The 24,056-nt window shown below is 70.5% G+C and carries 20 protein-coding genes; 6 read left to right on the plus strand and 14 right to left on the minus strand.

Annotation, left to right across the window (positions count from 1 at the left end; genetic code table 11):
- Positions 1-67: 67 nt before the first annotated feature.
- Positions 68-925, minus strand: a complete 858-nt coding sequence (locus ACFVH5_RS12735) for a DUF4429 domain-containing protein (RefSeq protein ID WP_385833551.1) — start codon at positions 923-925, stop codon at positions 68-70.
- 62 nt (positions 926-987) lie between these two features.
- On the opposite strand from ACFVH5_RS12735, the gene ACFVH5_RS12740 reads away from it, so the two are divergent.
- On the plus strand, positions 988-2,601 hold the full coding sequence (locus ACFVH5_RS12740; RefSeq protein ID WP_385833552.1) for a beta-N-acetylhexosaminidase: 1,614 nt from the start codon (positions 988-990) through the stop codon (positions 2,599-2,601).
- Between the two features lie 87 nt (positions 2,602-2,688).
- On the opposite strand, the gene ACFVH5_RS12745 is transcribed toward ACFVH5_RS12740, so the two are convergent.
- The 7 genes from ACFVH5_RS12745 to ACFVH5_RS12775 form a co-directional block, all read right to left on the minus strand.
- On the minus strand, positions 2,689-4,479 hold the full coding sequence (locus ACFVH5_RS12745) for an IucA/IucC family protein (protein WP_385833553.1): 1,791 nt from the start codon (positions 4,477-4,479) through the stop codon (positions 2,689-2,691).
- The gene (locus tag ACFVH5_RS12750) at positions 4,476-5,051 is read right to left on the minus strand and encodes a GNAT family N-acetyltransferase (RefSeq protein ID WP_385833554.1); all 576 of its coding nucleotides are present in this window, start codon (positions 5,049-5,051) and stop codon (positions 4,476-4,478) included. Before ACFVH5_RS12750 ends, ACFVH5_RS12745 begins: the two co-directional genes overlap by 4 nt.
- A complete protein-coding gene (locus ACFVH5_RS12755) occupies positions 5,048-6,331 on the minus strand; it encodes a lysine N(6)-hydroxylase/L-ornithine N(5)-oxygenase family protein (RefSeq protein WP_385833555.1) in 1,284 nt (427 codons plus the stop codon). Before ACFVH5_RS12755 ends, ACFVH5_RS12750 begins: the two co-directional genes overlap by 4 nt.
- Positions 6,315-7,757: a lysine decarboxylase DesA gene (desA, locus tag ACFVH5_RS12760; protein WP_385833556.1), complete on the minus strand. Its 1,443-nt coding sequence runs from the start codon at positions 7,755-7,757 to the stop codon at positions 6,315-6,317. The genes ACFVH5_RS12755 and desA overlap by 17 nt, the downstream gene beginning before the upstream one ends.
- Before the next feature lie 219 nt (positions 7,758-7,976).
- Entirely contained in the window at positions 7,977-9,023 is a 1,047-nt protein-coding gene (locus ACFVH5_RS12765; protein WP_385833557.1) for an ABC transporter substrate-binding protein, read from the minus strand.
- Between the two features lie 553 nt (positions 9,024-9,576).
- Positions 9,577-9,765, minus strand: a complete 189-nt coding sequence (locus tag ACFVH5_RS12770) for a DUF397 domain-containing protein (RefSeq protein WP_385833558.1) — start codon at positions 9,763-9,765, stop codon at positions 9,577-9,579.
- 11 nt (positions 9,766-9,776) lie between these two features.
- Entirely contained in the window at positions 9,777-10,628 is an 852-nt protein-coding gene (locus ACFVH5_RS12775; RefSeq protein ID WP_385833559.1) for a helix-turn-helix transcriptional regulator, read from the minus strand.
- A gap of 230 nt (positions 10,629-10,858) precedes the next feature.
- Here ACFVH5_RS12775 and ACFVH5_RS12780 point away from each other — a divergent pair, with 230 nt between their 5' ends.
- Together ACFVH5_RS12780 and ACFVH5_RS12785 are read left to right on the plus strand one after the other, a co-directional pair.
- Complete coding sequence (locus tag ACFVH5_RS12780) at positions 10,859-11,362, plus strand: ATP-binding protein (protein WP_385833561.1); 504 nt, start codon at positions 10,859-10,861, stop codon at positions 11,360-11,362.
- 116 nt (positions 11,363-11,478) lie between these two features.
- Complete coding sequence (locus tag ACFVH5_RS12785; protein ID WP_385833563.1) at positions 11,479-12,096, plus strand: Uma2 family endonuclease; 618 nt, start codon at positions 11,479-11,481, stop codon at positions 12,094-12,096.
- 54 nt (positions 12,097-12,150) lie between these two features.
- Here ACFVH5_RS12785 and ACFVH5_RS12790 read toward each other — a convergent pair whose 3' ends face one another.
- Genes ACFVH5_RS12790 through ACFVH5_RS12805 form a run of 4 tightly spaced genes read right to left on the minus strand, consistent with a single transcriptional unit; the run spans position 12,151 to position 18,249 of the window.
- Positions 12,151-13,311, minus strand: a complete 1,161-nt coding sequence (locus ACFVH5_RS12790) for an acyl-CoA dehydrogenase family protein (protein WP_385833608.1) — start codon at positions 13,309-13,311, stop codon at positions 12,151-12,153.
- Between the two features lie 11 nt (positions 13,312-13,322).
- Complete coding sequence (locus ACFVH5_RS12795; RefSeq protein ID WP_385833564.1) at positions 13,323-14,285, minus strand: hydroxymethylglutaryl-CoA lyase; 963 nt, start codon at positions 14,283-14,285, stop codon at positions 13,323-13,325.
- Positions 14,282-16,618, minus strand: coding sequence for an acetyl/propionyl/methylcrotonyl-CoA carboxylase subunit alpha (locus tag ACFVH5_RS12800; RefSeq protein ID WP_385833566.1), 2,337 nt, complete (start codon positions 16,616-16,618; stop codon positions 14,282-14,284). The genes ACFVH5_RS12795 and ACFVH5_RS12800 overlap by 4 nt, the downstream gene beginning before the upstream one ends.
- Before the next feature lie 14 nt (positions 16,619-16,632).
- Positions 16,633-18,249 carry a carboxyl transferase domain-containing protein gene (locus ACFVH5_RS12805; RefSeq protein ID WP_385833567.1) on the minus strand — a complete coding sequence of 539 codons (1,617 nt, stop codon included), beginning with the start codon at positions 18,247-18,249 and terminating at the stop codon, positions 16,633-16,635.
- Between the two features lie 90 nt (positions 18,250-18,339).
- Between ACFVH5_RS12805 and ACFVH5_RS12810 the strand changes: the two genes are divergently transcribed.
- The 3 genes from ACFVH5_RS12810 (at position 18,340) to ACFVH5_RS12820 (ending at position 21,191) form a co-directional block, all read left to right on the plus strand.
- Positions 18,340-18,951 (plus strand): TetR/AcrR family transcriptional regulator, encoded by a 612-nt coding sequence (locus tag ACFVH5_RS12810; protein ID WP_384807926.1) that lies wholly within the window; start codon positions 18,340-18,342, stop codon positions 18,949-18,951.
- Positions 18,952-19,093: 142 nt separating this feature from the next.
- The gene (locus tag ACFVH5_RS12815; RefSeq protein WP_384808009.1) at positions 19,094-20,251 is read left to right on the plus strand and encodes an acyl-CoA dehydrogenase family protein; all 1,158 of its coding nucleotides are present in this window, start codon (positions 19,094-19,096) and stop codon (positions 20,249-20,251) included.
- A gap of 46 nt (positions 20,252-20,297) precedes the next feature.
- A complete protein-coding gene (locus ACFVH5_RS12820; protein WP_385833569.1) occupies positions 20,298-21,191 on the plus strand; it encodes an acyl-CoA thioesterase in 894 nt (297 codons plus the stop codon).
- Here the strand turns inward: ACFVH5_RS12820 and ACFVH5_RS12825 are convergent.
- Together ACFVH5_RS12825 and ACFVH5_RS12830 are read right to left on the minus strand one after the other, a co-directional pair.
- A complete protein-coding gene (locus tag ACFVH5_RS12825) occupies positions 21,188-21,985 on the minus strand; it encodes a phosphatase (protein WP_384807930.1) in 798 nt (265 codons plus the stop codon). The genes ACFVH5_RS12820 and ACFVH5_RS12825 overlap by 4 nt on opposite strands.
- A 447-nt stretch (positions 21,986-22,432) precedes the next feature.
- Complete coding sequence (locus ACFVH5_RS12830) at positions 22,433-23,947, minus strand: PucR family transcriptional regulator ligand-binding domain-containing protein (RefSeq protein WP_385833570.1); 1,515 nt, start codon at positions 23,945-23,947, stop codon at positions 22,433-22,435.
- Between the last annotated feature and the right edge of the window lie 109 nt (positions 23,948-24,056).

Below are 24,056 nucleotides of genomic sequence, written 5' to 3' on the forward strand. Positions count from 1 at the left end.
GGCCCGCACGTGTGCTTTCAGGGGCGCGGGGAACGGCGCGGCCAGCCACCACCGGGCCGCACATGCCCTACATCCCTCGCAGGATCGCCCGCTTCGCCAGGGTGAATTCCTCCTCCGTCAGGACGCCCGCCGCGCGTAGGTCGCCGAGTTCTCGGAGGCGGCGCAGGAGTGCGTCGTGGTCGACCTCCGGGGGCGTGAGGTGCTTCGCGGGAGTGGGCGGTGGAGCCGACGGGTGGGGGAGGCGGGCCTGGACCGCCGCCGCGACCAGCGCCATCAGGGGGTCCTTCTTGAAGCCCCACAGTTCGACGGCGTTGGGGTCGTACTTCGGCGGGGCTTTCGTGGGGGCGCCCCGGACGGTGAAGCGGAGATGCCCGTTCTCCAGGCCAACGGACGGCTGCCACTCCACCCCCTGGATGTCCGCCAGCGCGAGCGTACGCGCGCCCGCGGCCGACTTCGCCTCCTCGGTCTTCCAGTTCCATTCCAGCCGCACCTGCTCCCCGTCGAAGCTCGCGGTGCCGTCCCCGGCGGAGACGGACAGCGGCACGGCCGGACCCGGCAGCAGATAGCGGTCGACCGCGCCGCTCGGCACCTCGTCCAGCAGCAGCGCGTTGCGGATCTCGTCCACGAAGTACTCGGCGACGCCGTAGCGGTCCGACTCGACGGTCAGCTGGTAGGGGTCGGAGGCGTCCGTGAGCCTGCCTCCGGTCGCGTGCAGCAGCGGGTCCGCGCCGTCCCGCAGCCGCAGCCTGAGCCGGCCGGACTTCTTGCCCTGCTCGAACGAGATCCCCGCCAACGCGCCCAATGGGACCGCCAGTTCACCCAGGGACTTGCGCAGCACGCCCACGTTCTTGTCGCGGCCCGGCACCAGCCGCAGGGCGTCGCCGTCGAAGGTCCACGTACCGTCCCGTTGGATGATTTCCGCCATGAGGGGGATTGTTTCACCGGCTCTGCGGGAGAGTGGTCTATACCCATTCGAAGGGAGCGCATGTGAGACAGCACAGAACGCCCCGTCTGCTCGGTACGCTGCTGCTCGTGGCAGCCGCCGGTATCTCCGTGGTCGGCGCGGCACCGTCCGCGCCCGACCGCACAGTCGACCGCACCGTCACTCCGCTGAGCCGGGTCGTCCCGGCACCCGCCTCGGTCGACCCGGGCGGCTCCCCGTACCGGATCACGAGCGGTACGCGTATCCGTGTGGACCGGTCGAAGGGGGTCCAGGACGTCGGCGCGTATCTCGCCGGTGTGCTGCGGCCGTCGACCGGTTACCGGCTTCCCGTCACCCGCGACCCCGGTGGCGACGGCATCCGGCTCAGGATCAGTGACAAGGGCACCGGCGGCCTCGGCGCCGAGGGGTACCGACTGACCAGCGGGAAGGGTGCTGTCACGATCACCGCCCGCGCGCCCGCCGGGCTCTTCCACGGTGTGCAGACCCTGCGGCAGCTGCTGCCCGCGGCGATCGAGAAGGACTCCGCGCAGCCGGGGCCCTGGGCCGTCGCCGGCGGCACCATCACGGACACGCCCCGCTACGGCTACCGCGGCGCGATGCTCGACGTCTCCCGGCACTTCTTCACCGTGGACCAGGTCAAGCGCTATATCGACCAGCTCGCGCTCTACAAGATCAACACGCTGCATCTGCACCTCAGCGACGACCAGGGCTGGCGCATCGCCATCGACTCCTGGCCGCGCCTCGCCACGTACGGCGGCTCCACGCAGGTCGGTGGCGGCGGGCCCGGCGGCCACTACACGAAGGCCCAGTACAAGGACCTCGTGCGGTACGCCTCCTCGCGGCATCTGCAGGTCGTGCCCGAGATCGACATGCCCGGTCACACCAACGCGGCGCTCGCCTCGTACGCGGAGCTGAACTGCGACGGTGTCGCCCCGCCGCTCTACACCGGCACCGAGGTCGGTTTCAGTTCGCTGTGCGTCGACAAGCCGGTGACGTACGACTTCGTGGACGATGTGATCCGCGAACTGGCCGCGCTCACCCCGGGCAGGTACCTCCACATCGGCGGTGACGAGGCGCACTCGACGAGCCATGAGGACTATGTGGCCTTCATGGAGAAGGTCCAGCCCATTGTCGCCAAGTACGGGAAGTCCGTGATGGGTTGGCACCAGCTGACCGGCGCGAGTCCGGCGAAGGGTGCGCTGGCCCAGTACTGGGGTCTCGACGACACGAGCGCCGCAGAGAAGGAGCAGGTCGCGGCGGCGGCCAGGAACGGCACCGGGATCGTCCTCTCGCCCGCCGACCGGGTCTATCTGGACATGAAGTACACCGCCGACACGCCCCTCGGCCAGGACTGGGCCGGGCTGGTGGAGGTGCGCCGGTCGTACGACTGGGACCCGGGCAACTACCTGCCGGGCGTGACCGGTTCGGCCGTGCGGGGGGTCGAGGCGCCGCTGTGGACCGAGACGCTCTCGACCTCGTCGCACATCGAGTACATGGCGTTCCCGCGGCTGCCGGGTGTGGCCGAGCTGGGCTGGTCGCCCGCCTCGACGCACGACTGGGACACCTACAAGGTGCGGCTCGCCGCGCAGGCGCCCCGCTGGGACGCGCTGGGCATCGACTACTACCGGTCGCCGCAAGTGCCCTGGCCGGCACGGTAGTTACTGATCAGGATCGGGTACGACGGCGGGCGCCCCTGGGACCGTACATGGGGGCGCCCGCCTGCTGTGGGGGCTGCGGAACGGGTTCTACAGCCCGGCTATGGGGTTCTTCAGGGTGCCGACGAGCTGGAGGGCCCCGGCCGGGTCGGAGAGGTCGACCATCTGCTCGTTGTTCCGCAACTGCAGCCGGTTGAGGCAGGACAGCGCGAACTCGGGGGCGAACAGGTCGTACTGCCGGAACTTGTCCGCGAGTTCGGGCGCGGACGCCTGGTAGTCGCGTACGCAGTCGGCGACCGTCCGCCAGAAGTCGTCCTCCTCGATGACGCCCTCGGCCGCGAGGTTCGCCGCCAGGAAGCGGAAGAAGCAGTCGAAGACGTCGGTGAAGAGCGACAGGAGTTTCTTGTCCTCGGGGACGTCGACGCGCAGCCGCTCGACCGTCGGCGGCAGCACCGCGTCCGGGTCCATGACGGCGATCTCCTCGGCGATGTCCTTGTAGATCGCCCGCTCGACCACCCCGTCCTTGAGGACGAGGATGACGTTCTCGCCGTGCGGCATGAACACCAGGTCGTACGCGTAGAAACTGTGCAGCAGCGGGGTGAGGTAGGCGCGGAGGTAGCGGCGCAGCCAGTCCACCGGGGTCCGGCCCGAACGTTCGATCAGCGCGGCGGCGATCGAGGAGCCGTCGTGGTCCACGTGGACGAGCGAGGCCATGGTGGCCAGGGACTCGCCGTCCCCGAGCGTGGGGACCGGGCTCTCGCGCCACAGGGCGGCGAGCATCTTGCGGTACGGGGAGTAGCGGTCGGTCGCCGCCTCGTACTCCAGATGCCGGTAGCCGACGGCCGCGCGCTCGCGGATGATCGACAGGCCGGTCGACCGCAGCACCGGGTCGTTGTCGATGAGCTGCGCCAGCCAGTCGTTGATGGCCGGGGTCGCCTCCATGTAGGCGGCGGACAGGCCGCGCATGAAGCCCATGTTGATGACCGACAGGGCGGTTTTCACATAGTGCTTCCCGGGCTCGCTCTTGTTGAAGAACGTCCGGATCGATTGCTGGGCCAGGTACTCGTCGTCGCCCTCGCCCAGGCACACCAGGTGCTGCCGGGCGATCTCGGCGGCGAAGGTGACCGTCAGTTTGTTCCACCACTGCCAGGGGTGGACCGGGATGAACAGGTAGTCGGCCGGGTCGAGGCCCTGCTCGCGCAGGACGCCGTGGAAGCGGTCCACGGTCTCCTTGCCCAGCTCGCCCTGGAGGAACGACTCGTACTCGATGCCCACGCCCGCCGTGAACGCGGCCCGCGAGCGGTGCGCGGCCAGCCAGACCAGCCGTACGGGGCTCGCGGTCTCGGGCGCGTACGACAGGTACTCGTGGATGCCGAAGCCGAGCCGGCCGTTGTTGGCGACGAAGCAGGGGTGACCCTCGGTCATCCCCGTCTCGATCTCCTGGAAGCCGCTCTTCGCCAGCTCGGGGGAGGTGAGCTGCGGCTTGGTGAGCTTGTAGCAGGTGCCGGAGAGGGTGGAGGAGATCTCCTCCAGGTAGACCGGCAGCACCTCGTCGCTCAGGCCGAGGGATTTTTTCAGCTCGATGAAGAAGTCCAGTGCGGCGAGCGGGAGTTCACCGCCGTCACGGCTGCGGGTGATCGACTCGGCGTCGACCTGCCAGTGGTCGAGGGCGTGGCGGGTGGCGGTGAAGCGGTAGCGGGTCAGACCGTCGTCGCTGCGGACGGCGTACGCGGCTTTTTTGCCGGTGCCACCCTCGTCAAGGGCCTCGGGGGTGATCAGGCGCTCGTGGGCGAACTCGGCGAGGGCTTTGCGGATGAGGAGGCGATTGGCCCGGGCCCAGCGGTGGGGGGACAGATGCGCCACGGCGTCGGACAGGGTCACAGGGAAACTCCTCGGCTGGCCGGACTACGCCGGTTCAGGAACTGATCGCGCGTGCAGAAGGACAGCAGCGCGCGCTTCTCCGGCTTCTCGATCTCGCGCTCCGGGACGAAACCGACGGTCTCGTTGAGCGCGTGGACCGCCTTGTTGGTGACATCGGGCTCGACGACGACCCGGCGGGTGCGGGGGTCGGCGAACAGCTCGTCCATCACGGCGGTGATGACGGCCCGGGTGAAGCCGTGCACGGGCCGGTCGGTGGGGGCGACCAGGAAGTGCATGCCGACGTCGCCGGGTTCGGGCTCGTACAGTCCGACGAGTTCGATGTACCGGGGGTCGTACTTCTCCATCAGGAACGCGGGCCGGCCGTCGTGCAGACCGAGGTACGCGTGGTGGTGCTCGTTAGCCGCGATGGCCATGTACTCGCGCTCGACGTCCTGGAGTTTCGCGTCCTGCATCATCCAGAACGCCGCCTTGGGGTCGGTCACCCAGGAGTGCAGCAGCTCCGCGTCCTTGAGGGAGTCGAGGGGGCGGATGGTGAGGGCGCCCACGCCGTCGCCCGTTCCCGGGGCGCTCATACGGCGAACTCCTGGAACGCGATGGACTTCTCCACCGGGTAGTACTCGGTGCCGAGCAGTTCCCGGATGATGTAAGCGTTGCGGTACGCGCCCATGCCGAGGTCCGGTGACGTCACCGAGTGGGTGTGGACGCCGGCGTTCTGCAGGAAGATGCCGCGGCCGGTCGTGTCGATGGCGTAGTTGCGCGCCACGTCGTGGTTGCCGTGCTCGTCGTAGCGGATCCGGTCACGCACGGGCTTCAGGAACTCCGGCTCCACGTACGTGTAGCCGGTCGCCAGGATCAGGCCCTCGGACTGCAGCTCGTAGTCCGTCTCCTGCTCCTCCTGGCGCAGCCCCAGGGTGTACGTGCCGTTCTCGTGAACCGCTGTCTTCAGCGCCGAGTTGGTGAGCAGGCGGGTGGGGACCGGGCCGCCGAGGTTCTTCTGGTAGAGCAGGTCGAAGATCGAGTCGATCAGTTCCCCGTCGATGCCCTTGAACAGGCCCTTCTGCTCCGACTGGAGGCGGTAGCGGGTCCGCTCGGGCAGCGCGTGGAAGTAGTCGACGTACTCCGGGGAGGTCATCTCCAGCGTGAGCTTGGTGTACTCCAGCGGGAAGAACCGCGGGGAGCGCGTGACCCAGTTCAGCCGGTAGCCGTGGACGTCGATCTCGCTCAGCAGGTCGTGGTAGATCTCGGCGGCGGACTGCCCGCTGCCGACCAGCGTGATCGACTTCTTGGCCTGCAGCTCCCGCTTGTGCTGCCGGTAGCGGGAGTTGTGGATGAAGTCCCCGCCGAGGTCCGCGCAGGCCTCCGGGACGTACGGGGGAGTGCCTGTGCCCAGGACGAGATGCCGGGCGCGGTACTCGTCACCGGCGGTGGTCCGCACCACGTACACCTCGTGCGCGTCCTCGTACGTCACCTCCGCGACCGTCGTACGGAAACGGACGCAGGAGAGTTTCGAGGCGGCCCAGCGGCAGTAGTCGTCGTACTCGACGCGCAGCGGATAGAAGTTCTCGCGTATGTAGAACGAGTACAGACGGCCCGACTCCTTGAGGTAGTTGAGGAAGGAGTACGGGGACGTCGGGTCGGCCAGGGTGACCAGGTCCGACATGAACGGCGTCTGGAGGTGCGCGCCCTCCAGGAACATCCCGGAGTGCCACTCGAAGTCCGGCTTGGACTCCAGGAAGACACCGTCGAGTTCGTCGATCGGCTCGGTGAGGCAGGCGAGACCGAGGTTGAAGGGGCCCAGCCCGATGCCGATGAAATCGTGCGTGCGCACGGCGGATTCAGGAAGCGCGGTCAAGGGAGTCTCCCAGGTACTGCTCGGCGTGGCCGGCGATCAGGTCGAGTACGGCGGAGATGTCGTCCGTCGTGGTCTCGGGGTTGAGCAGGGTGAACTTCAGGAAGTGACGGCCGCCGACCTTCGTCCCCGCGACCACCGCGTCGCCGGAGGCGAACAGGGCCTTGCGGGCGTACAGGTTGGCGCGGTCGATCTCGGCGGGGTCGGTGACGGCGGCCGGGATGTAGCGGAAGACGAGGGTGGAGAGCGAGGGGGCGACCACGACGTCGTAGCGCGGGTCGGCGGCCAGCAGCCGCCAGCCCTGTTCGGCCAGGTCGCAGACCTCGTCGAAGAGCTGGCCGATGCCGTCGGCGCCCATCACGCGCAGCGTCATCCACAGTTTGAGGGCGTCGAACCGGCGGGTGGTCTGGAGGGACTTGTCGACCTGGTTCGGGATGCGCTCCTGCACCATGCGCTGCGGGTTGAGGTACTCCGCGTGGTAGGTCGCGTGGCGCAGGGTGGCCGCGTCGCGGACGAGCACGGCGGACGAACTCACTGGCTGGAAGAAGGACTTGTGGTAGTCCACGGTGACCGAGTCGGCGCGCTCGATGCCGTCGATGCGGTGCCGGTTCTTGAGCGAGGTGAGCAGTCCGCAGCCGTACGCGGCATCCACGTGCAGCCAGGCGCCGAACTGCTCGCACAGCTCGGCGATCTCGGGCAGCGGGTCGATGGAGCCGAAGTCGGTGGTGCCGGCGGTGGCGACGACGGCCATCGGGACCAGGCCGTCCCGCCTGCAGCGCTCCAGCTCATGGGCGAGCGCCACGGTCTGCATGCGCTTGTCGTTGCCGGTGGGCACGGTGACCACGGAGTCCGCGCCGAGCCCGAGGAGTTTCGCCGACTTCTTGACGCTGAAGTGGCTCGCCTCGGAGGCGAAGATCCGCAGTTTGGCGTACGAGTCGGACTTGGCCTCCTCGCGGGCGAGCAGCAGCGCCTGGAGGTTGGACTGCGAGCCGCCGGAGGTGAACACGCCGTCGGCGGAGCAGCCGAACCCGATGCGCTCGTTGGTCCAGTCGATGAGCCTGCGCTCGATGAGGGTGCCGCCGGCCGACTGGTCCCAGGTGTCCAGGGAGGAGTTGACGGCGGACAGGACCGCTTCGCCCACCACCGCGGGGATGACCACCGGGCAGTTGAGGTGGGCGAGGTAGCGGGGGTGGTGGAAGTAGATCGCGTCCCGGAGGTAGACGTCCTCCAGCTCGTCGAGCACCGCGGTGGTGTCGTGCAGCGGCTTGTCGAGGTCGATCCGGTCGATGCGGGGGGCGAGGGTGTCGACCGTGACACCCGTGAACGGACGGTCGGTGGTGGCGAGTTTGGCCGCCACCCGCTCTATTCCTTCGGTCACGGAACGGCGGTACCGATCCGCGGTCGTGTCATTGAGCAGGTGCGAGCGCATGGGGGAGTCCTCCGGGGGGCGGGAGAGGGACGGGCGCATGTAGGAGCCGTGGGGGGCGGCGCTTAACTTAGGTTAGCCTAACCTAAGTTCCTGTGCTTGAGGGTGCGCCTCGCTATTCCTGTGACGCATGACTCTCGACTGGCTTGCCTGCGGGCCCGGTGGGGGCGGGCCGCGCAGTTCCCCGCACCCCTTTCAGGGGCTTGCGCCCCTGATCCGGGCTCAGGCGACCTTCTTGGCCTTTTCGATGGCCTCGGCGAGGTTGTTGAGCATGGGGGTGCACTTCGCGTAGGAGAGGATCGGCTCGGGGGTGCGGCCGATGACCTGGCCGGCCTTGACCGCGGGCAGCTTCTTCCAGGTCGCCTCGGTGATGTCGGCGGGCTGGATGGTCGCGGTGCGGTCGTCCATGATGATGATGTCGGCCGGGTACTTGTCGACGTTCTCCCAGCTCAGGTTCTCGAACCAACCACCGCTGGCCTTCAGGACCTTGGCCGGCGGCTCGACGAGGTTCACACCGAGGGCCTTGAAGTACTCCAGGTCGATGGAGAGGTTCGAGCCGGACACGTAGAAGATGTCCTGGCTGGCGGAACCGGCGAGGACCTTGATCTCCGGGCGGGCCTTGGCGGCGGCGCGCAGCCGCTCGGCCGCGGTCTCGAAGTTCTTCTTCGCCTCAACGATCTTGGCGGCCTTCACGTCCGCGCCCAGCGACTCGGCGAGCGCGAGCATGCGCTCCAGCGGCTCGGGAAGCTGGCGGTCGTACACGGAGACGGCGACGCTCGGGGCGAGCTTGGCGATTTTGTCCTTGGACTCCGCGGGGACGTACCAGAGGGTGCCGGCGTCGTCGAACATCGTGGAGATCAGCACGTCCGGGGCGAGCGTGGCGTACTTCTCGACGTTGAACTGGCCGTACGCGTTGCCGAGGACCGTCACCTTGCTGACGTCCATGTCGCCTGCCTGGACGTCGGCCTTGCCGTCCTTCGTCTTGGTCGGGCCGAAGACGCCCTTGACCTCGATGCCGTAGTCGAAGAGGGCGGCGGCGACACCGGTGAACGCGACGATGTTCGCCGGGACCTTGTCGAGCTTCACGGTCTCGTCGCGGTCGTCCTTGAACGTCCAGGGGCCGGACGCGGCGGCCTTCGACTTGTCCGCCGAGCCACCGCTTTTCGGGTCGTCGTCACCGCAGGCGGCCAGAACGGCACCGAGGCCGACGGCCCCGCCGGCGGCGAGGATGCCGCGTCGGGTGAGGTGGGTGGCACGGGCGTTGGACATGTCGTGGCTGCTTTCGAACAGGGCGGATGGCCCGCTGGACAGATGCGAAGGTAGGTTAGCCTAACCTCAGCTCGTGTCCAGGAGGAGCCTCCCACCTGCCGAAACGCCCGGGGTGGCGGGTCGGGGCCGCTGTGGGCTGCCTGTGCGACTGCCCGCCCGCGAGGCGAAGAAAGCCGGGTTTCCGCGCCTCGCTGCTACCTGCCGTCGCCCTGCGGGCGGCCGTGCGCAGGTCCGTGCCGGTGGCTCACTACGGCGCGAACAGTTCCTCCACGTCGACGGCGGTGACCGCCCGGTCGAACCAGACGCCCAGGGTCCCCAGATCGATGCAGCCGGTGATGCGCTCGTGGGCGGCTTCGGGGACGTCGATGCCGCGGAGAGTGAGGAGGCGGAGGATGTCCTCGGTCCGGCTCTTGGTTCGGCCGCGCGACTCGCCCTCGGCCAGGCCCTTGTCGATGCTTGCTTCGATCAGGGTCCGCTGCCGGGGAAGCGACTGGTGTACGTGGCCATCAAGTTCCTCCAGAGTGCGCGCGTCCGGGGGTCCCCCAGACCGATCTCAGTGAATTCCGTGTGACGTGCGCAAGGTGGATATCAGTAGCGAGAGCTGGAGCGGGCCGGTGGTGAGGATGGTTTCCGGGTCGTCGCTCTCCCGGAGGAGGATCGTTCCGGCGGCGGGGGTGGCGACGTAGACGCAGGAGGACCCCGACTCGCTGTAAGTGGACTTCTGCCAGTGCGGGGTGGTCACGGTGCTCCTTGTCAGATGCTCTTGGCGATGGTGTTGATGAGGTCGTGGGAGGTGTCGGGTTGCAGGGCGGTGCGCTCCATGCGGTCCAGGATCAGCCGGTACGTCTCCAACTTTCCGACCGCGTCGATCAGTTCGTTGCCGTGGCTGGTGTCCAGCGCGGCGGTGTCGAGGGCGGTCACCGGCCCGCTCGCGTAGTCGAGGCCCTGCCCGGCCGTCGGGAACGACGTACCGTCGAAGGGGATGACGCGCAGGGTGATGTTCCGTCGGCCGCCGGCCTCGACGAGATTGCGGAGCTGGGCTCGGGCCACCTCCCGGCCGCCGAACTGCATGCGCAGGGCCGCTTCATGGATGATCGCGGTGTACGGCACCGGGTTGTCGCGGAACAGGACGGCCTGGCGTTTGATGCGGTACGAGACGTAGTGCTCGATCTCGGGCGGGCGCAGGGCCGGGATGAGTTCACGGAAGAGCGCGCGGGCGTGATCGGGTGTCTGCAACAGGCCCGGGATGTTGATGACTTGGGCCACGCGCAGGGCGGTGGCGTGGTGTTCCATCTCGGCGAGGTCCAGGAGAGGGGACGGCAGTACGTCCCGGTACTCCTCCCACCAGCCGCGCGTGCGGTTGGCCGCCATGTCCGCGAGGGCGTCGATGAACGGGTCGTCCCCGCAGCCGTAGATGCGGGCCAGCGTGCGCACGCGCTCCCCGCTCACTCCAAAGCGGTTGGCCTCGATATTGCTGATCTGCGCCTGAGTCGTCCCCAGTGAGTGGGCGGCCACCACCGCGGTCATGCCTGCCCGCTCACGCAGTCGGCGCAGCTCGGTGCCGATACGGAGGCGCCGGGCCGTGGGGGTGCTCCGTGGTGCCATGCCCTCGCTCCGTTTCGCACATCTGACGTGGGCGTCACCCACACAGGGCAAATACCTGAACCTTTTGCACATGTAAGCAAAACCTTCAGGGTCTGCAGCCTACGGTGAGACCCGAACCGCTCAACCGCCCCGCCGGTAAGCCGGAAGTGCACCGCGTACGCAGCTGTACGCGTCACCGCCACCGCCCGGTCGGGGCAGCGAACCAAGTTCCCCCACCGCAGGAGGCGTTCATGGTCACCGTATCCCCATCGCCGTCGTCCCCGCCGGAGTGCGAAGCCGGGCCGACATGGACGTACGCCCTCCAGTTGCCGCACGACCCCCGTGCCGCCCGCGTCGCCCGTGTCACCCTCCGGGCCGTGCTCGCCGGGCATGGGCTGGCTCAACTCACCGAGACGGCCGAGCTGTTGGCGTCCGAGCTCGTCACCAACGCGTACCGCCACTCCTTCGGCCCCGCCGCTCTCCGTCTGCGAGGGCTGGCCGGAGGCAGACTGCGGGTGGGCGTCTGGGACGCCGACCCGCATATCCCGCCTCCGTTCGACAGGCGTTCGGGGCCTCTGAGCCCCGTATCCGCGCCGGTGGAGGCCGAGGGCGGGCGCGGGCTGTTCCTTGTATGCCATTACGCGGACGCGTGGGGTGGCTACCGGCTCGGGGACGATCTCTTCGGGGCGAGCGGGAAGCTGCTGTGGTGCGAGCTGGGGGAGCCGGCGGCCGGCCGTGCCGACAGCGGCGCGTGAAGGCTGCCTGGCGACGGAGGACGGCCGGTGATCAAGCGATGGGCGGCCAGGAGGGCCCCACGCTATCGTGGAAGCGCGACACGCTCTGTAATCAGTGGAGGACCGTGGTGACCACCATGACCGAGCGCACGACCGGTATAGATGCCTCTGCCACTGGAGCCTTCGAGGACATGCTCCGGATCGTCGAGGAGCTGGACACGCCTGACGGCTACAAGGCCGAACTCATCCGGGGGAAGATCATCGTGTCGCCGTGGTCGAAGCTGCGCTACAAGAAGGTGATGAAGTCGCTGCGGCTGCAGTTGCAGCCCCATGCGCCGGAGGGGCACGACGTCGACGTGGCGCCGTTCCTTTTCACCTTCCCCGGCTCCGAGCGCGGCTTCGGTCCCGACCTGCACGTCGCCGACGAGGCGGCCTTCGACGAAGCCGGTCGTCATGCCGACGGTGCCGCTCTGTCCCTCGCCGCGGAGCTGACCTCCGACTCCACCAAGGACGCCGACTGGCTCGACAAGCTGGACACGTACGGTCGGGTCGTGCCCGTGTACCTGGTGCTCGACATGCAGGTACAGGAGGTCACCGCCTTCTGGGACCCGTCGCCGAAGGGGTACCGGTCCCGGCACACCGTTCCCTTCGGGGAGTCGCTGCAGGTGCCGCCTCCGTTCGACTTCGAGCTGGACACGGCCGGGTTCTCCGTCCGCGTGACCGACGGCAACGCGGAGGGCGCGCGGGGCGCGTGAAGACCGGGTGCCGGCGGGCCGCGTGGGAGTTTCACGCGGCCCGGATGGGGCGGGTCAGCCCGTCAAACCCAACTCCCTTGCGATCAGCATGCGTTGGACCTCGCTCGTGCCCTCGCCGATTTCAAGGATCTTGGAGTCTCGCCACATGCGGGCGACCGGGTACTCGTTCATGAAGCCGTAGCCGCCGTGGATCTGGGTGGCGTCGCGGGCGTTGTCCACGGCGATCGTGGAGGAGTGGAGTTTGGCCAGGGCCGCCTCCTTCTTGAACGGTTCGCCCGCCACCAGGCGCGAGGCCGCGTCGCGCCAGGCCAGGCGGGCCGTGTGGGCCCGCATCTCCATGTCCGCGATCTTGAACTGGATCGCCTGGTTCGCGCCGATCGGGCGGCCGAAGGCGTGCCGTTCCTTGGCGTACTTCACCGACTCGTCCACGCAGCCCTGGGCCAGGCCCGTCGCCAGGGCCGCGATCGCGATGCGGCCCTCGTCCAGGATGCGGAGGAACTGGGCGTAACCGCGGCCCTCGGCGCCCAGCAGGTTCGCGGCCGGGACGCGGACGTCCGCGAAGGACAGTTCGCGGGTGTCCGAGGCGTTCCAGCCGACCTTGGAGTAGGGGGCCGCCACCGTGAAGCCGGGCGTGCCGGACGGGACGATGATCGAGGAGATCAGCGGCCCCCCGTCGGGCTTGCGGCCCGTCACCGCCGTGACCGTCACCAGGCCCGTGATGTCCGTACCCGAGTTGGTGATGAAGCACTTGGAGCCGTTGATCACCCATTCGTCCGTCGCCTCGTCCAGGCGCGCCGTCGTACGCGTCGCGCCCGCGTCCGAGCCGCCGTCCGGCTCGGTCAGGCCGAACGCGCCGAGCAGCTCGCCCGAGCAGAGACGGGGCAGCCACTCCGCCTTCTGTTCCGGGGTCCCGAAGAGGTGGATCGGCATCGCGCCGAGTGAGACGCCCGCTTCCAGGGTGATCGCCACCGAGGAGTCCACGCGGGCGAGTTCTTCGAGGACGATGCCCAAGGCCAGGTAGTCGCCGCCCATGCCGCCGTGCTCCTCCGGGAACGGCAGTCCGAACAGGCCCATGCGGCCCATCTCACGGACGATCTCGTACGGGAACTCGTGCCGCTCGTAGAAGTCGCCGATCTTCGGCGCCACGACGTCGCGGGCGAACTCCGCGACCGTACGGCGCAGTTCGTCGAGTTCGGGGGAGAGGCGGTGGTCCAGGGACATCGGGGTCACTCCTTGTGGGAGAGGGCGCGGACGGTGCGGGACGGGCTGGGTCGGCCCAGTTGTTCGGCCATCCACACGCTGGTGGCGGTGAGGAGGCCCAGATCGACCCCGGTGTCGATGCCGAGGCCCGTCAGCATCCATACGAGGTCTTCGGTGGCGAGGTTGCCGGTGGCGCTCTTCGCGTACGGGCAGCCGCCGAGGCCGCCCGCGGACGCGTCCACGGTCGTCACGCCGTGCTGGAGCGCGGCCAGGGTGTTGGCGAGGGCCTGGCCGTACGTGTCGTGGAAGTGCACGCCGAGGGAGGGAGTGGGGACCCCCTCGGCGTTGAGCGCGGTGAGGAGAGCCCGTACGTGTCCCGGCGTCGCCACGCCGATCGTGTCGCCCAGGCTCAACTCGTCGCAGCCCATGTCGAGCAGCGCCCGGCAGACGCGTACGACCTGGGGGAGCGGGACCGGCCCCTCCCACGGGTCGCCGAAGCACATGGAGAGGTAGCCGCGTACGTGGGCGTTCTGCGCCCTGGCCCGTGCGACCACCGGCTCGAACATCGCCAGGGCCTCGTCGACGGTCCGGTTGAGGTTGGCCTTGGCGAAGGACTCCGTGGCGCTGGCGAACACGGCGATCCGGGTCGCGCCGAGGTTCAGGGCGCGGTCCAGACCGCGTTCGTTCGGTACGAGGACGGGGAGGGCCACTGTGCCGTCGGGGGCGCCCAGTTCCCTCACGAGCGGGAACAGCTGCTCCGCGTCCGCCAGCTGAGGGACCCACTTGGGGTGGACGAAGCTCGTCGCCTCGACGGTGGTGAGGCCCGCGGCGGCGAGGCGGTGGATGAACTCCGCCTTCGTCTCCGTCGGGACGGTCGCCTTCTCGTTCTGCAGGCCGTCGCGGGCGCCGACCTCGTGGATACGCACCCTGGTGGGGAGGCCCTCGGCGGCCGGTACGGCCATGGGCAGGCCGAGTTCGGGGGTCGTCATGCCTGCTCCTCCTGCGATGCCGTCGGTTCCTGCGGCGCGATCACGGCCAGGACCTGGTCCATGGCGACCGTCGTGCCCGGGGTGACGTCCAGCTCGGTGACGGTGCCGGCGTGCGGGGCGGAGATGACGTGCTCCATCTTCATCGCCTCCACGACCAGCAGGCTCTGACCGGCGCTCACTTCGTCCCCGAGGGCGACCTTCACGACGGTGACCGTGCCGGGCATGGGGGCGGTGAGGGAGTCCGCGCCGGCGTGCGCGGTGCCGGTGAGGGAGGCGGTGACGGGGTCGTGGTCCATGACGTTCCACGCGTCGCCGTCGCGGCCCAGCCAGGTGCCGGAGTGGTGGAAGGTGTGGGACTGGCCGTCCAGGTGGAGGGTGAGGGTGGAGGCGTCTTCTTCCCCAGCCCCGCCCCTTCCCGAAACCGGGGGCAGGCCCCCGGACCCCCGAAGAGCTTCGGCTGCGCCGCCCGACACCCAGTGGCTGCCGGTTGCACCGAGAGTCCCGGGAGGAACTGGGGCTGCGCCGCCGGCCCCGTCGAGGGCTCTGGCTGCGCCGCCCGGCACCCGCTGCGTATCGGCTGCGCCGCCCGGCTCGCGGTGAACCGGGACGGGAACCGTGCCGTCAGGCACCCCGGGGCCCGTGGCCGCGCCGCCTGCGGCTGCAGCCCCGCTCGCCCCCTCCGCCGCGCCGTCGACGCCCCCCAGCCTGACCTCCGTCCCCTCCGCCGTGCCCCGCACCCGGACGGTCACGGCGTCGTGGCCCGGGACCCGTACGTGGTGCACCGTCCAAGCCGCCTCGCCGCCCAGGCGCCAGCCGCTCGGCACGGAGAACGGATCGGTCCACCCACCCAGCCCGTCCGGCGTTTGAGGACGAGGCCGTTCAGGCCGATCGGGGGTCCGGGGGCGGAGCCCCCAGGGGGAGAGGGCCGCCTGGCGCAGGACGCCCGCCGCCACGTACACCTCCGGCGGAACCTCCGCCGTAACCAGCCCCTCCACCTCCCGTTCCACCAGCCCGGTGTCCAGTTCCCCCGCCACCACCGCCGGATGTGCGAGCAGGTTCCGGAGGAAGCCCGCGTTCGTCTGCACGCCCAGCGTCACCGTCCGGGCCAGGGCCGCGCGCAGGCGGCGCAGGGCCGTCGGGCGGTCGGGGCCGTACGCGATCACCTTCGACAGCATCGGGTCGTACAGCGAGCCGACCTCCGTGCCCTCGGTGAGGCCGGAGTCGGTGCGTACGCCGTCGCCCTGCGGTTCGTGCAGGCGCAGGACCGTGCCGCCGGACGGCAGGAAGCCCCGCGCGGGGTCCTCCGCGCAGATGCGGGCTTCGACCGCGTGACCGGTGAGGGTCACGTCGGACTGGACGAAGTCCAGGCGTTCGCCCGATGCCACCCGCAGCTGCCACTCCACCAGGTCCAGGCCCGTGATCAGCTCGGTCACCGGGTGTTCCACCTGGAGGCGGGTGTTCATCTCCATGAAGTAGTAGGAGGCCGGGTCGTCGCCGGGGACGATGAACTCGACCGTGCCCGCGCCCGAATAGCCGCAGGAGCGGGCCGCCTGGACCGCCGCCTCGCCCATCGCGGCCCGCGTCTTCTCGTCGAGGAACACGCTCGGCGCCTCTTCGATGATCTTCTGGTGCCGGCGCTGGAGGGAGCATTCGCGCTCGCCGAGGTGCACCACGTTCCCGTGGCCGTCCGCCAGGATCTGGATCTCGATGTGCCGGGGGCGGTCGACCCACCGCTCCACGAGGAGCGTGTCGTCGCCGAAGGAGGAGCGGGCCTCACGGCGTGCGGCGGCGATCTCGTCCGTCAGCAGCGCCGCGTCCCGTACCAGGCGCATGCCCTTGCCGCCGCCGCCCGCCGAGGGCTTCAGGAGGACCGGTGTGCCGATCTCCCGTGCCGAGGCGGCGAGTTGCGCGTCCGTCAGGCCGCTGCCCGACGAGCCCGGTACCACCGGGACCCCGGCCGCCTGCACCGTCTCCTTGGCGCGGATCTTGTCGCCCATCAGGGAGATGGCGTCCGACGACGGGCCGATGAAGACCAGGCCCGCTTCCGTGCACGCCCGCGCGAAGTCCGCGTTCTCCGCGAGGAAGCCGTAGCCCGGGTGCACGGCCTGCGCCCCCGTCCGCGCCGCCGCCTCCAGCAGGCGGTCCGCCGAGAGGTAGCTCTCGGCGGCCGGGGCCGGACCGATGCGTACCGCCGTGTCCGCCTCGCGCACGTGCCGGGCGTCGGCGTCCGCGTCGGAGTACACGGCCACCGAGCGCACGCCCAGCGACCGCAGTGTCCGGATGACCCGGACGGCGATCTCGCCCCGGTTGGCCACCAATACCGTGTCGAACATCGTTGTGGGTTCCCTTACATCCGGAAGACGCCGAACTGGGGGTCGCCCAGTGGCGCGTTCGCACAGGCGGTCAGGGCCAGACCCAGGACCTGCCGGGTCTCCATCGGGTCGATCACGCCGTCGTCCCAGAGCCGGGCCGTGGCGTAGTAGGCGCTGCCCTGGGTCTCGTACTGGGCGCGGATCGGGGCCTTGAAGGCCTCTTCCTCGTCCGTCGGCCAGGACTCGCCCCGGCCCTCCAGCTGGTCGCGCTTGACGGTCGCGAGGACGGAGGCGGCCTGCTCGCCGCCCATCACGGAGATCTTGGCGTTGGGCCACATCCACAGGAAGCGCGGGGAGTACGCCCGGCCGCACATCGAGTAGTTGCCCGCCCCGTACGAGCCGCCGACCACCACCGTCAGCTTCGGTACGCGCGTGCAGGCCACCGCGGTCACCATCTTGGCGCCGTGCTTGGCGATGCCCCCGGCCTCGTACTGGCGGCCCACCATGAAGCCCGAGATGTTCTGCAGGAAGACCAGCGGGATGCCGCGCTGGTCGCACAGTTCGATGAAGTGGGCGCCCTTCTGGGCGGACTCGGAGAACAGGATGCCGTTGTTGGCGACGATCCCGACCGGGTGGCCGTGGATGTGCGCGAAGCCGGTGACGAGCGTCTGGCCGAACTCCGACTTGAACTCCGCGAAGCGTGAGCCGTCCACCACGCGCGCGATGACCTCGCGTACGTCGTAGGGGGTGCGGGAGTCGACCGGGACCGCGCCGTACAGCCCGGCGGGGTCCACCTTCGGTTCCGTGCCCTGCGTGACCGACCAGGGCAGGGGTGCGCGGTCGGGGAGCGTCGAGACGATCGTGCGGACGATCCGCAGGGCGTGCGCGTCGTCCTCCGCGAGGTGGTCGGTGACGCCGGAGACCCGGGAGTGGACCTCGCCGCCGCCCAGCTCCTCCGCGGTGACGACCTCGCCGGTGGCAGCCTTCACCAGGGGCGGGCCGCCGAGGAAGATCGTGCCCTGGCCGCGCACGATGACGGCCTCGTCACTCATCGCCGGGACGTACGCCCCGCCGGCCGTGCACGAGCCGAGGACCGCCGCGATCTGCGGGATTCCCGCCCCGGACATCCGGGCCTGGTTGTAGAAGATCCGGCCGAAGTGGTCGCGGTCGGGGAAGACCTCGTCCTGCATGGGGAGGAAGGCGCCGCCCGAGTCCACCAGGTAGACGCAGGGCAGGCGGTTCTCCAGTGCCACCTCCTGGGCGCGCAGGTGCTTCTTCACCGTCATGGGGTAGTACGTGCCGCCCTTGACCGTGGCGTCGTTGGCGACCACCACGCACTCGCGGCCCGCGACCCGGCCGATGCCGGCGATGACGCCCGCCGCCGGGGCCTGGCCCTCGTACAGCCCGTCCGCCGCCAGCGGGGCCAGCTCCAGGAACGGTGAGCCGGGGTCGAGCAGCGTGTCCACGCGGTCGCGCGGCAGCAGCTTGCCGCGGGCGGTGTGCCGGGCGCGGGCCCGCTCGCCGCCGCCGAGGCGGGCCGCGGCGAGTTTGCGCCGCAGTTCGTCGACGAGGGCGTGGTGTGCCGCCTCGTTGTTCCGCCAGGCCTCCGACGCGGGATCGGCCGCGCTGTGGAGCTCCGGTGCCTCGTGCATCCTGCGGTCCCCTCACGCAACAAGTTAATGAGCGTTAACGCGTTTCCTTCAGGTTAACGAGCGCTAACCATCCTGTCTAGAATTGCTTCCATGGCCACCAGAACGGACGCCCCCACCCGCCGCGAGCAGATCCTCAAGGAAGCCGCCCGGCTCTTCGCCGAACGCGGCTTCCACGGGGTCGGCGTCGACGAGATAGGCGCTGCGGTCGGCATCAGCGGGCCCGGCCTGTACCGCCACTTCGCCGGCAAGGACGCGATGCTCGCCGAGCTGCTGGTGGGGATCAGTGAGCAGCTGCTGACCGGCGGCAGGCTCCGGGTGGCGGAGGCAGGCGGGAGTCCGGAGGCGCTCCTCGACTCGCTCATCGAGGGGCACATCGACTTCGCGCTCGACGACCGCCCGCTGATCACCCTGCACGACCGCGAGCTGGACCGCCTGCGCGACAGCGACCGCAAGCTCGTACGGCAGCTGCAGCGGCAGTACGTCGAGCTGTGGGTGACGGTCGTGCGCGAGATCCACCCCGCGCTGGCCGAGCCGAGCGCCCGTTCGGCCGTGCACTCGGTCTTCGGGCTGCTCAACTCCACACCGCATCTGGGGCGCCCCGGGTCACTGCCCGGACGGGCGGGCACGGCGGAACTGTTGCACCGTATGGCGAGGGGCGCGTTCGCGGCGGCCGGGGAGCCCGGGGCGCCGGAGGTGCCCTGAGTGGCCGGGCGTGACGAGCGTCTCTGGATGCCTGCGGGGTCCGGTCTGGACGATGGTCGTGACCGGCCGGTAACGTAGGCCTGAGCAAGCGCTTAGGTATGCGCTCGGACATGGAAACTTGAGCCAGGCGGAGGTGGCGGCGGTGCGCCGTACGGTGTTCAGCGAAGATCACGAGGCGTTCCGGGAGACCCTGCGCGCCTTCATCGAGGCCGAGGTCGTCCCCGTCTACGACGAGTGGTTCGCGGCGGGCCAGGCGCCCCGCGACTTCTACTACAAGCTCGCCGAGCTGGGCGTCTTCGGCATCCGGGTGGACGAGGAGTTCGGCGGCGCCGGCATCGACTCGTACAAGTTCGAGGCCGTGATGTACGAGGAGACCGCCCGCGCGGGTGTCTCCTTCGGCGGCTCCGGCGTGCACGTGCTGCTGGGCCTGCCCTACATCAAGGCGCTCGCCACCGACGAGCAGAAGAAGCGCTTCCTGCCGAAGTTCGTCTCCGGTGAGGAGATGTGGGCCCTCGCGATGACCGAGCCGGGCACCGGCTCCGACCTCGCGGGCATGAAGACCACCGCCAAGCTGAGCGAGGACGGCACGCACTACGTCCTCAACGGCGCCAAGACGTTCATCACCGGTGGCGTGCACGCCGACCGCGTGATCGTCTGCGCCCGCACCTCCCCGTCCACGGCCGAGGACCGCCGCTTCGGCATCTCCCTGTTCGCCGTCGACACCAAGGCCGAGGGCTACTCGGTGGGCCGTAAGCTCGACAAGCTCGGCCTGAAGACCTCCGACACCGCCGAGCTGGCGTTCGTCGACGTCAAGGTGCCCGTCGAGGACCTCCTCGGCGAGGAGAACAAGGGCTTCTCCTACCTCGGCGGCAACCTGCCCTCCGAGCGCTGGGGCATCGCCTTCGGCGCGTACGCGCAGGCCGCGGCGGCCGTCCGCTTCGCCAAGGAGTACGTGCTCGAGCGCACGGTCTTCGGCAAGCCCGTCTCGCACTTCCAGAACACCAAGTTCGAGCTGGCCGCCTGCCAGGCCGAGGTCGACGCCGCCCAGGCGGTCGCCGACCGCGCCCTGGAAGCCCTCGACCAGGGCGAGCTGTCGGCCGCCGAGGCCGCGTCCGCGAAGCTGTTCTGCACCGAGGTCGCGCACCGCGTCATCGACCGCTGCCTCCAGCTGCACGGCGGCTACGGCTTCATGAACGAGTACCCGATCGCCCGCCTGTACGCGGACAACCGCGTCAACCGCATCTACGGCGGCACCAGCGAGATCATGAAGTCGATCATCGCGAAGAACATGGGCCTGTAAGGCCCGCGAAACCATCCGGGAAACGACTGCACGGTACAACTGACGCATGAGTCAGGCACTTGAGGGCCTGCTCGATCTGCTCGACCTCGAGCGGATCGAGCAGGACATCTTCCGCGGTCAGTCACGCTTCGCCGTCGTCCCGCGCGTCTTCGGCGGACAGGTCGCGGCGCAGGCCCTGGTCGCCGCGGGCCGTACGGTCCCCGCGGACCGGCACGCCCACTCCCTGCACGCCTACTTCCTGCGCGCCGGGGACGCGGGCGCGCCCATCGTCTACACCGTCGACCGCATCCGCGACGGCCGGTCCTTCACCACCCGCCGGGTGGTCGCCGTCCAGCACGGACAGCCGATCTTCCATCTCTCCGCGTCGTTCCAGACGTACGAGGAGGGCATGGACCACCAGACCGCCATGCCGCCCGCGCCCGACCCGGAGACGCTGGAGACCACGGACGAGATGCTGCCGCGGTACCTGGAGGCGTACGGGGACCAGGGTGTCGCCCAGCGGATGCTGGAGGCGCGGGCCGCAGTCGACCTGCGCTACGTCGACGCGCCGCCGTTCGCGAGCGTCGGCAAGCCGCGCGAACCGCGCTCGCAGGTCTGGTTCCGCACCAACGGCAAACTCGACGGCGCGATCGACGAGCCGCTGCTGCACGTCTGCCTCGCCACGTACGTCTCCGACATGACGCTCCTCGACTCCGTGCTGCTCGCCCACGGGCGCGGCGGCTGGGTCACCGGGGACGTCGTCGGGGCCTCCCTGGACCACGCGATGTGGTTCCACCGCCCGTTCCGTGCCGACGAATGGCTCCTGTACGACCAGGAGTCGCCGTCCGCGTCCGGGGGGCGGGGGCTCGGGCAGGCCCGCATCTACACGCGGGACGGGCAACTGGCGATCACGGTGATCCAGGAAGGCGTGGTCCGTATCCCGCGGGACCAGTCGGACTAGTCGCCTGCGGTCAGTCCTGCCGCGTCCAGCAGGTAAGCCGTCATCGGGTCGTAGTGGCGGGGGCTCGTGACGTGGTCGTCCATGGGGACGGTCACCTGGACCGTGCCCTCCGCCTCCGCGAGGAACAGGGCCGGGTCGTTGCAGTCCGCGTAGCCCACGGAGTCCACGCCCAGCTGGCCCGCGCAGCCCGCCCACCCGTGGTCGGCGACGACCAGGTCGGGCAGGGGGCTGCCCTCGCCCTCCAGGCCCTTCAGGATCGCCCGCATCGGCTCGCCCGAGTGGGTGTGCCACAGGGTCGCGCCGTGCTCCAGGACGGCGACGTCGGCGAACTGGAAGACGTAACCCTCGTCCGTCGTCAGGCCGTCCGGGATGACGACGATCTCGCAGCCGGCCGCGCGCAGGGCGGCGGCGGTCGCGCGGTGCACGTCCAGCAGGCCGCCCGGGTGGCCCGTCGCGAACAGCACGCGCTGTCTGCCGGCTGCGGCCTTGCGCAGACGGCCCGCCATGCGCTCCAGCGCGTCCACGGTCAGCTCCGGGTCGATGGTGTCCTGGCCGTACCGGTACTCCGGGTCGTCGTTCACGCCGCACCGCTCCGCCATCACCGCGAGGACGTCCTGCTCGTCGGTCCAGCGGTCCCCGAGCTCCAGGCCGAGCCAGTAGTTGCGGTCGCCATTGGCCAGCTTGCGGTAGTGGGACAGGTTGTTCTCGCGGGGGGTGGCCACGTTGCCCGCGATACGCGTCTGGACGAGGTGGTCGAGGAGGTCGGCGCGGCTGGGGGTCACGGGTATCGGCATACCCCCATTCTGCCGGTGCGCTCCGCTGGGTGGTGCCGGGTATCGAACCGTGGGATTTGAGTCACTCGGGGGTTTGGGGAGGGTTGATCTGTTTGTCGGGTGCGGGCCGGTGGGGGTCGGCCGCGCAGTTCCCCCGCGCCCCTGAAGGGCGGGGCTCCGCCCCGGGCCCCGGGTTTGGGCTGTCGTCGGCTGCGGGCCGGTGGGGGCTGGTCGCGCAGTTCCCCGCGCCCCTGAAAAGCGGGGCTGCGCCCCGGCTTTTGTCTTCGGGTGCGGGTCGAGTGTGGCCGGTCGCGCAGTTCCCCGCGCCCCTGGAAGTGGGGCTGCGCCCCTACTTCCAGCCCGTCCGGTGTCTTTCAGCCCGTCCGGCGTTTGAGGACCGGGGGTTCGGGGGCGGAGCCCCTGAGTTCGTGACGGGGCGGGTAGGGGCGGCGGGGGCGAGGGAAGTGGTCAGGTGGCGCGTAGGGCGAACCACAGTTCCATGCGGACGTCCGGGTCGTCCAGGTCCGTGTTCAGGAGGGCCGCCGCGCGGGCGACGCGTTGGCGGACCGTGTTGCGGTGGACCGAGAGCGCCACCGCCGTACGGTCCCAGCTGCCGTGCAGGGACAGCCAGGTGCGGAGCGTCTCCGTGAGGGCGGGGTTCGCCGCGACGGGGGCGAGCACCGCACGGGCGTACGCGGCGGCCTCGTCGGGCGGGACCAGCCCGGCCAGCCCCGGCTGATCCCCGTGCCGGACCACCGGCTCCCGCACGGCCCGCGCCCGCGACAGCGCACGAGCGGCCTGCGTGTCGGCGACCCCCCACTCGCCCGGGGCGACGGCCGCGCTCACCCCGCACGTCCAGCCGGACTGGGCGACGGGTTCGCGGTGACCCGCGGGGACGAGGACCCGTACGACGTCACCGGCCAGGTCGACCAGCGGAGACCCCAGCGCCGCCCCGAGCGCCGACGCGGCCACGGCGTCCGGCGGGGGGCCGTCGGGGCGCGCGTGCACGACGACCCACAGCTCGCCGGGGTCCAGCAGCGGAGCGACCTCCTGCGGCGCGGCGCCCAGCAGCATGCGGACGAGCGCCGAGGAGCGGGCCGCGCCCGTACTGCTCTGGTGCTCCCCGGTGAGGAGGGAGAGGAGCACCGCGCCGACGGAGGCGATCGTGTGGTCGCCCGGATCGCGGCGGGCGGCGGCCACCCCGAGGACGAATCCCTGGCCGGTGCCGAGGGCGTACGCGGCGAGATGGACCCCGGCCACGGTGTCGCTCGCGGAGGACGGCGTCGGACCGCTGCCGAGGCCCGGACCGCCGTCGCCGCCGGGCCGTACCACCGCCGCCAGCCCCGCCAGCGCCGCACCCACCTCCGCCCCCGTTCCGGGCCCCGGCAGCCGCCCCGCAGAGGCCACCTCCCCGCCGTCCGGGGCGTACAGCGCGGCGCGGCCCCCGGTCCGCTGGGCGAGCTGCCGGAGCACCGACGGGACCGGGTCCGGGCGGGCAGCGGCGGCGGCCAGGCTCTGCTGGGCCTCCGTGACGCGGCGCAGTTCGGTGTGCCGGGCCTGGGCCATGAGCTGCCAGACCGCCCGCGCCACGCCGGAGAAGGTCGTCCGGGGCGGCACCTCCACGAGCGGCAGCCCGTACTGGTCGCAGGCCTCCACCAGGGCCCGCGGCACCGTGTCGTGCACCGGCGCCACCCCGAAGCCGAGGGCGGCGCCGCCCGCCGCGACGATCCGGGACACGTACGCGTCGAAGTAGGTGCCCGATCCCGCCGCCTCCGGAATGTGCACGCCCGCCGTCAGCAGCAGCTCGCCGCCGAGCAGGTACGGGTACGGGTCCGCCATCTCCGAGGTGTGCGCCCAGTGGATCACCGTGGCCGGATCGCCCGGGCCCGCGATCTGCCGCAGTCCGAGATCGTCGCGGGCCAGCAGGGCGGCGAGCGCGACCGGCGGGGTGGGCGGGACTGCGGGAACGGCGGCGTCCGGCATGGTGGACGTTTCCTCCATCTGATCCGGTGACAGTGGATGAAACGTACACTTCAGCGTTGCTTTCCGGCCACCTAATGTCGTGGCGACCGGAGACCGCGGGTAAGGGCAG

It is taken from the genome of Streptomyces sp. NPDC127119 (assembly GCF_042677425.1).
Lineage (GTDB): Bacteria > Actinomycetota > Actinomycetes > Streptomycetales > Streptomycetaceae > Streptomyces.

What these genes read in the sequence shown, in the direction of transcription:
- ACFVH5_RS12775 (WP_385833559.1), bottom strand. Translation starts at nt 10,628, where the DNA reads ATGGCACCACGGAGCACCCCCACGGCCCGGCGCCTCCGTATCGGCACC.
- ACFVH5_RS12810 (WP_384807926.1), top strand. Translation starts at nt 18,340, where the DNA reads ATGGCCACCAGAACGGACGCCCCCACCCGCCGCGAGCAGATCCTCAAG.
- ACFVH5_RS12750 (WP_385833554.1), bottom strand. Translation starts at nt 5,051, where the DNA reads ATGAGCGCCCCGGGAACGGGCGACGGCGTGGGCGCCCTCACCATCCGC.
- ACFVH5_RS12830 (WP_385833570.1), bottom strand. Translation starts at nt 23,947, where the DNA reads ATGCCGGACGCCGCCGTTCCCGCAGTCCCGCCCACCCCGCCGGTCGCG.
- desA (WP_385833556.1), bottom strand. Translation starts at nt 7,757, where the DNA reads ATGCGCTCGCACCTGCTCAATGACACGACCGCGGATCGGTACCGCCGT.
- ACFVH5_RS12820 (WP_385833569.1), top strand. Translation starts at nt 20,298, where the DNA reads ATGAGTCAGGCACTTGAGGGCCTGCTCGATCTGCTCGACCTCGAGCGG.
- ACFVH5_RS12780 (WP_385833561.1), top strand. Translation starts at nt 10,859, where the DNA reads ATGGTCACCGTATCCCCATCGCCGTCGTCCCCGCCGGAGTGCGAAGCC.
- ACFVH5_RS12795 (WP_385833564.1), bottom strand. Translation starts at nt 14,285, where the DNA reads ATGACGACCCCCGAACTCGGCCTGCCCATGGCCGTACCGGCCGCCGAG.
- ACFVH5_RS12800 (WP_385833566.1), bottom strand. Translation starts at nt 16,618, where the DNA reads ATGTTCGACACGGTATTGGTGGCCAACCGGGGCGAGATCGCCGTCCGG.
- ACFVH5_RS12765 (WP_385833557.1), bottom strand. Translation starts at nt 9,023, where the DNA reads ATGTCCAACGCCCGTGCCACCCACCTCACCCGACGCGGCATCCTCGCC.
- ACFVH5_RS12785 (WP_385833563.1), top strand. Translation starts at nt 11,479, where the DNA reads ATGACCGAGCGCACGACCGGTATAGATGCCTCTGCCACTGGAGCCTTC.
- ACFVH5_RS12825 (WP_384807930.1), bottom strand. Translation starts at nt 21,985, where the DNA reads ATGCCGATACCCGTGACCCCCAGCCGCGCCGACCTCCTCGACCACCTC.
- ACFVH5_RS12805 (WP_385833567.1), bottom strand. Translation starts at nt 18,249, where the DNA reads ATGCACGAGGCACCGGAGCTCCACAGCGCGGCCGATCCCGCGTCGGAG.
- ACFVH5_RS12735 (WP_385833551.1), bottom strand. Translation starts at nt 925, where the DNA reads ATGGCGGAAATCATCCAACGGGACGGTACGTGGACCTTCGACGGCGAC.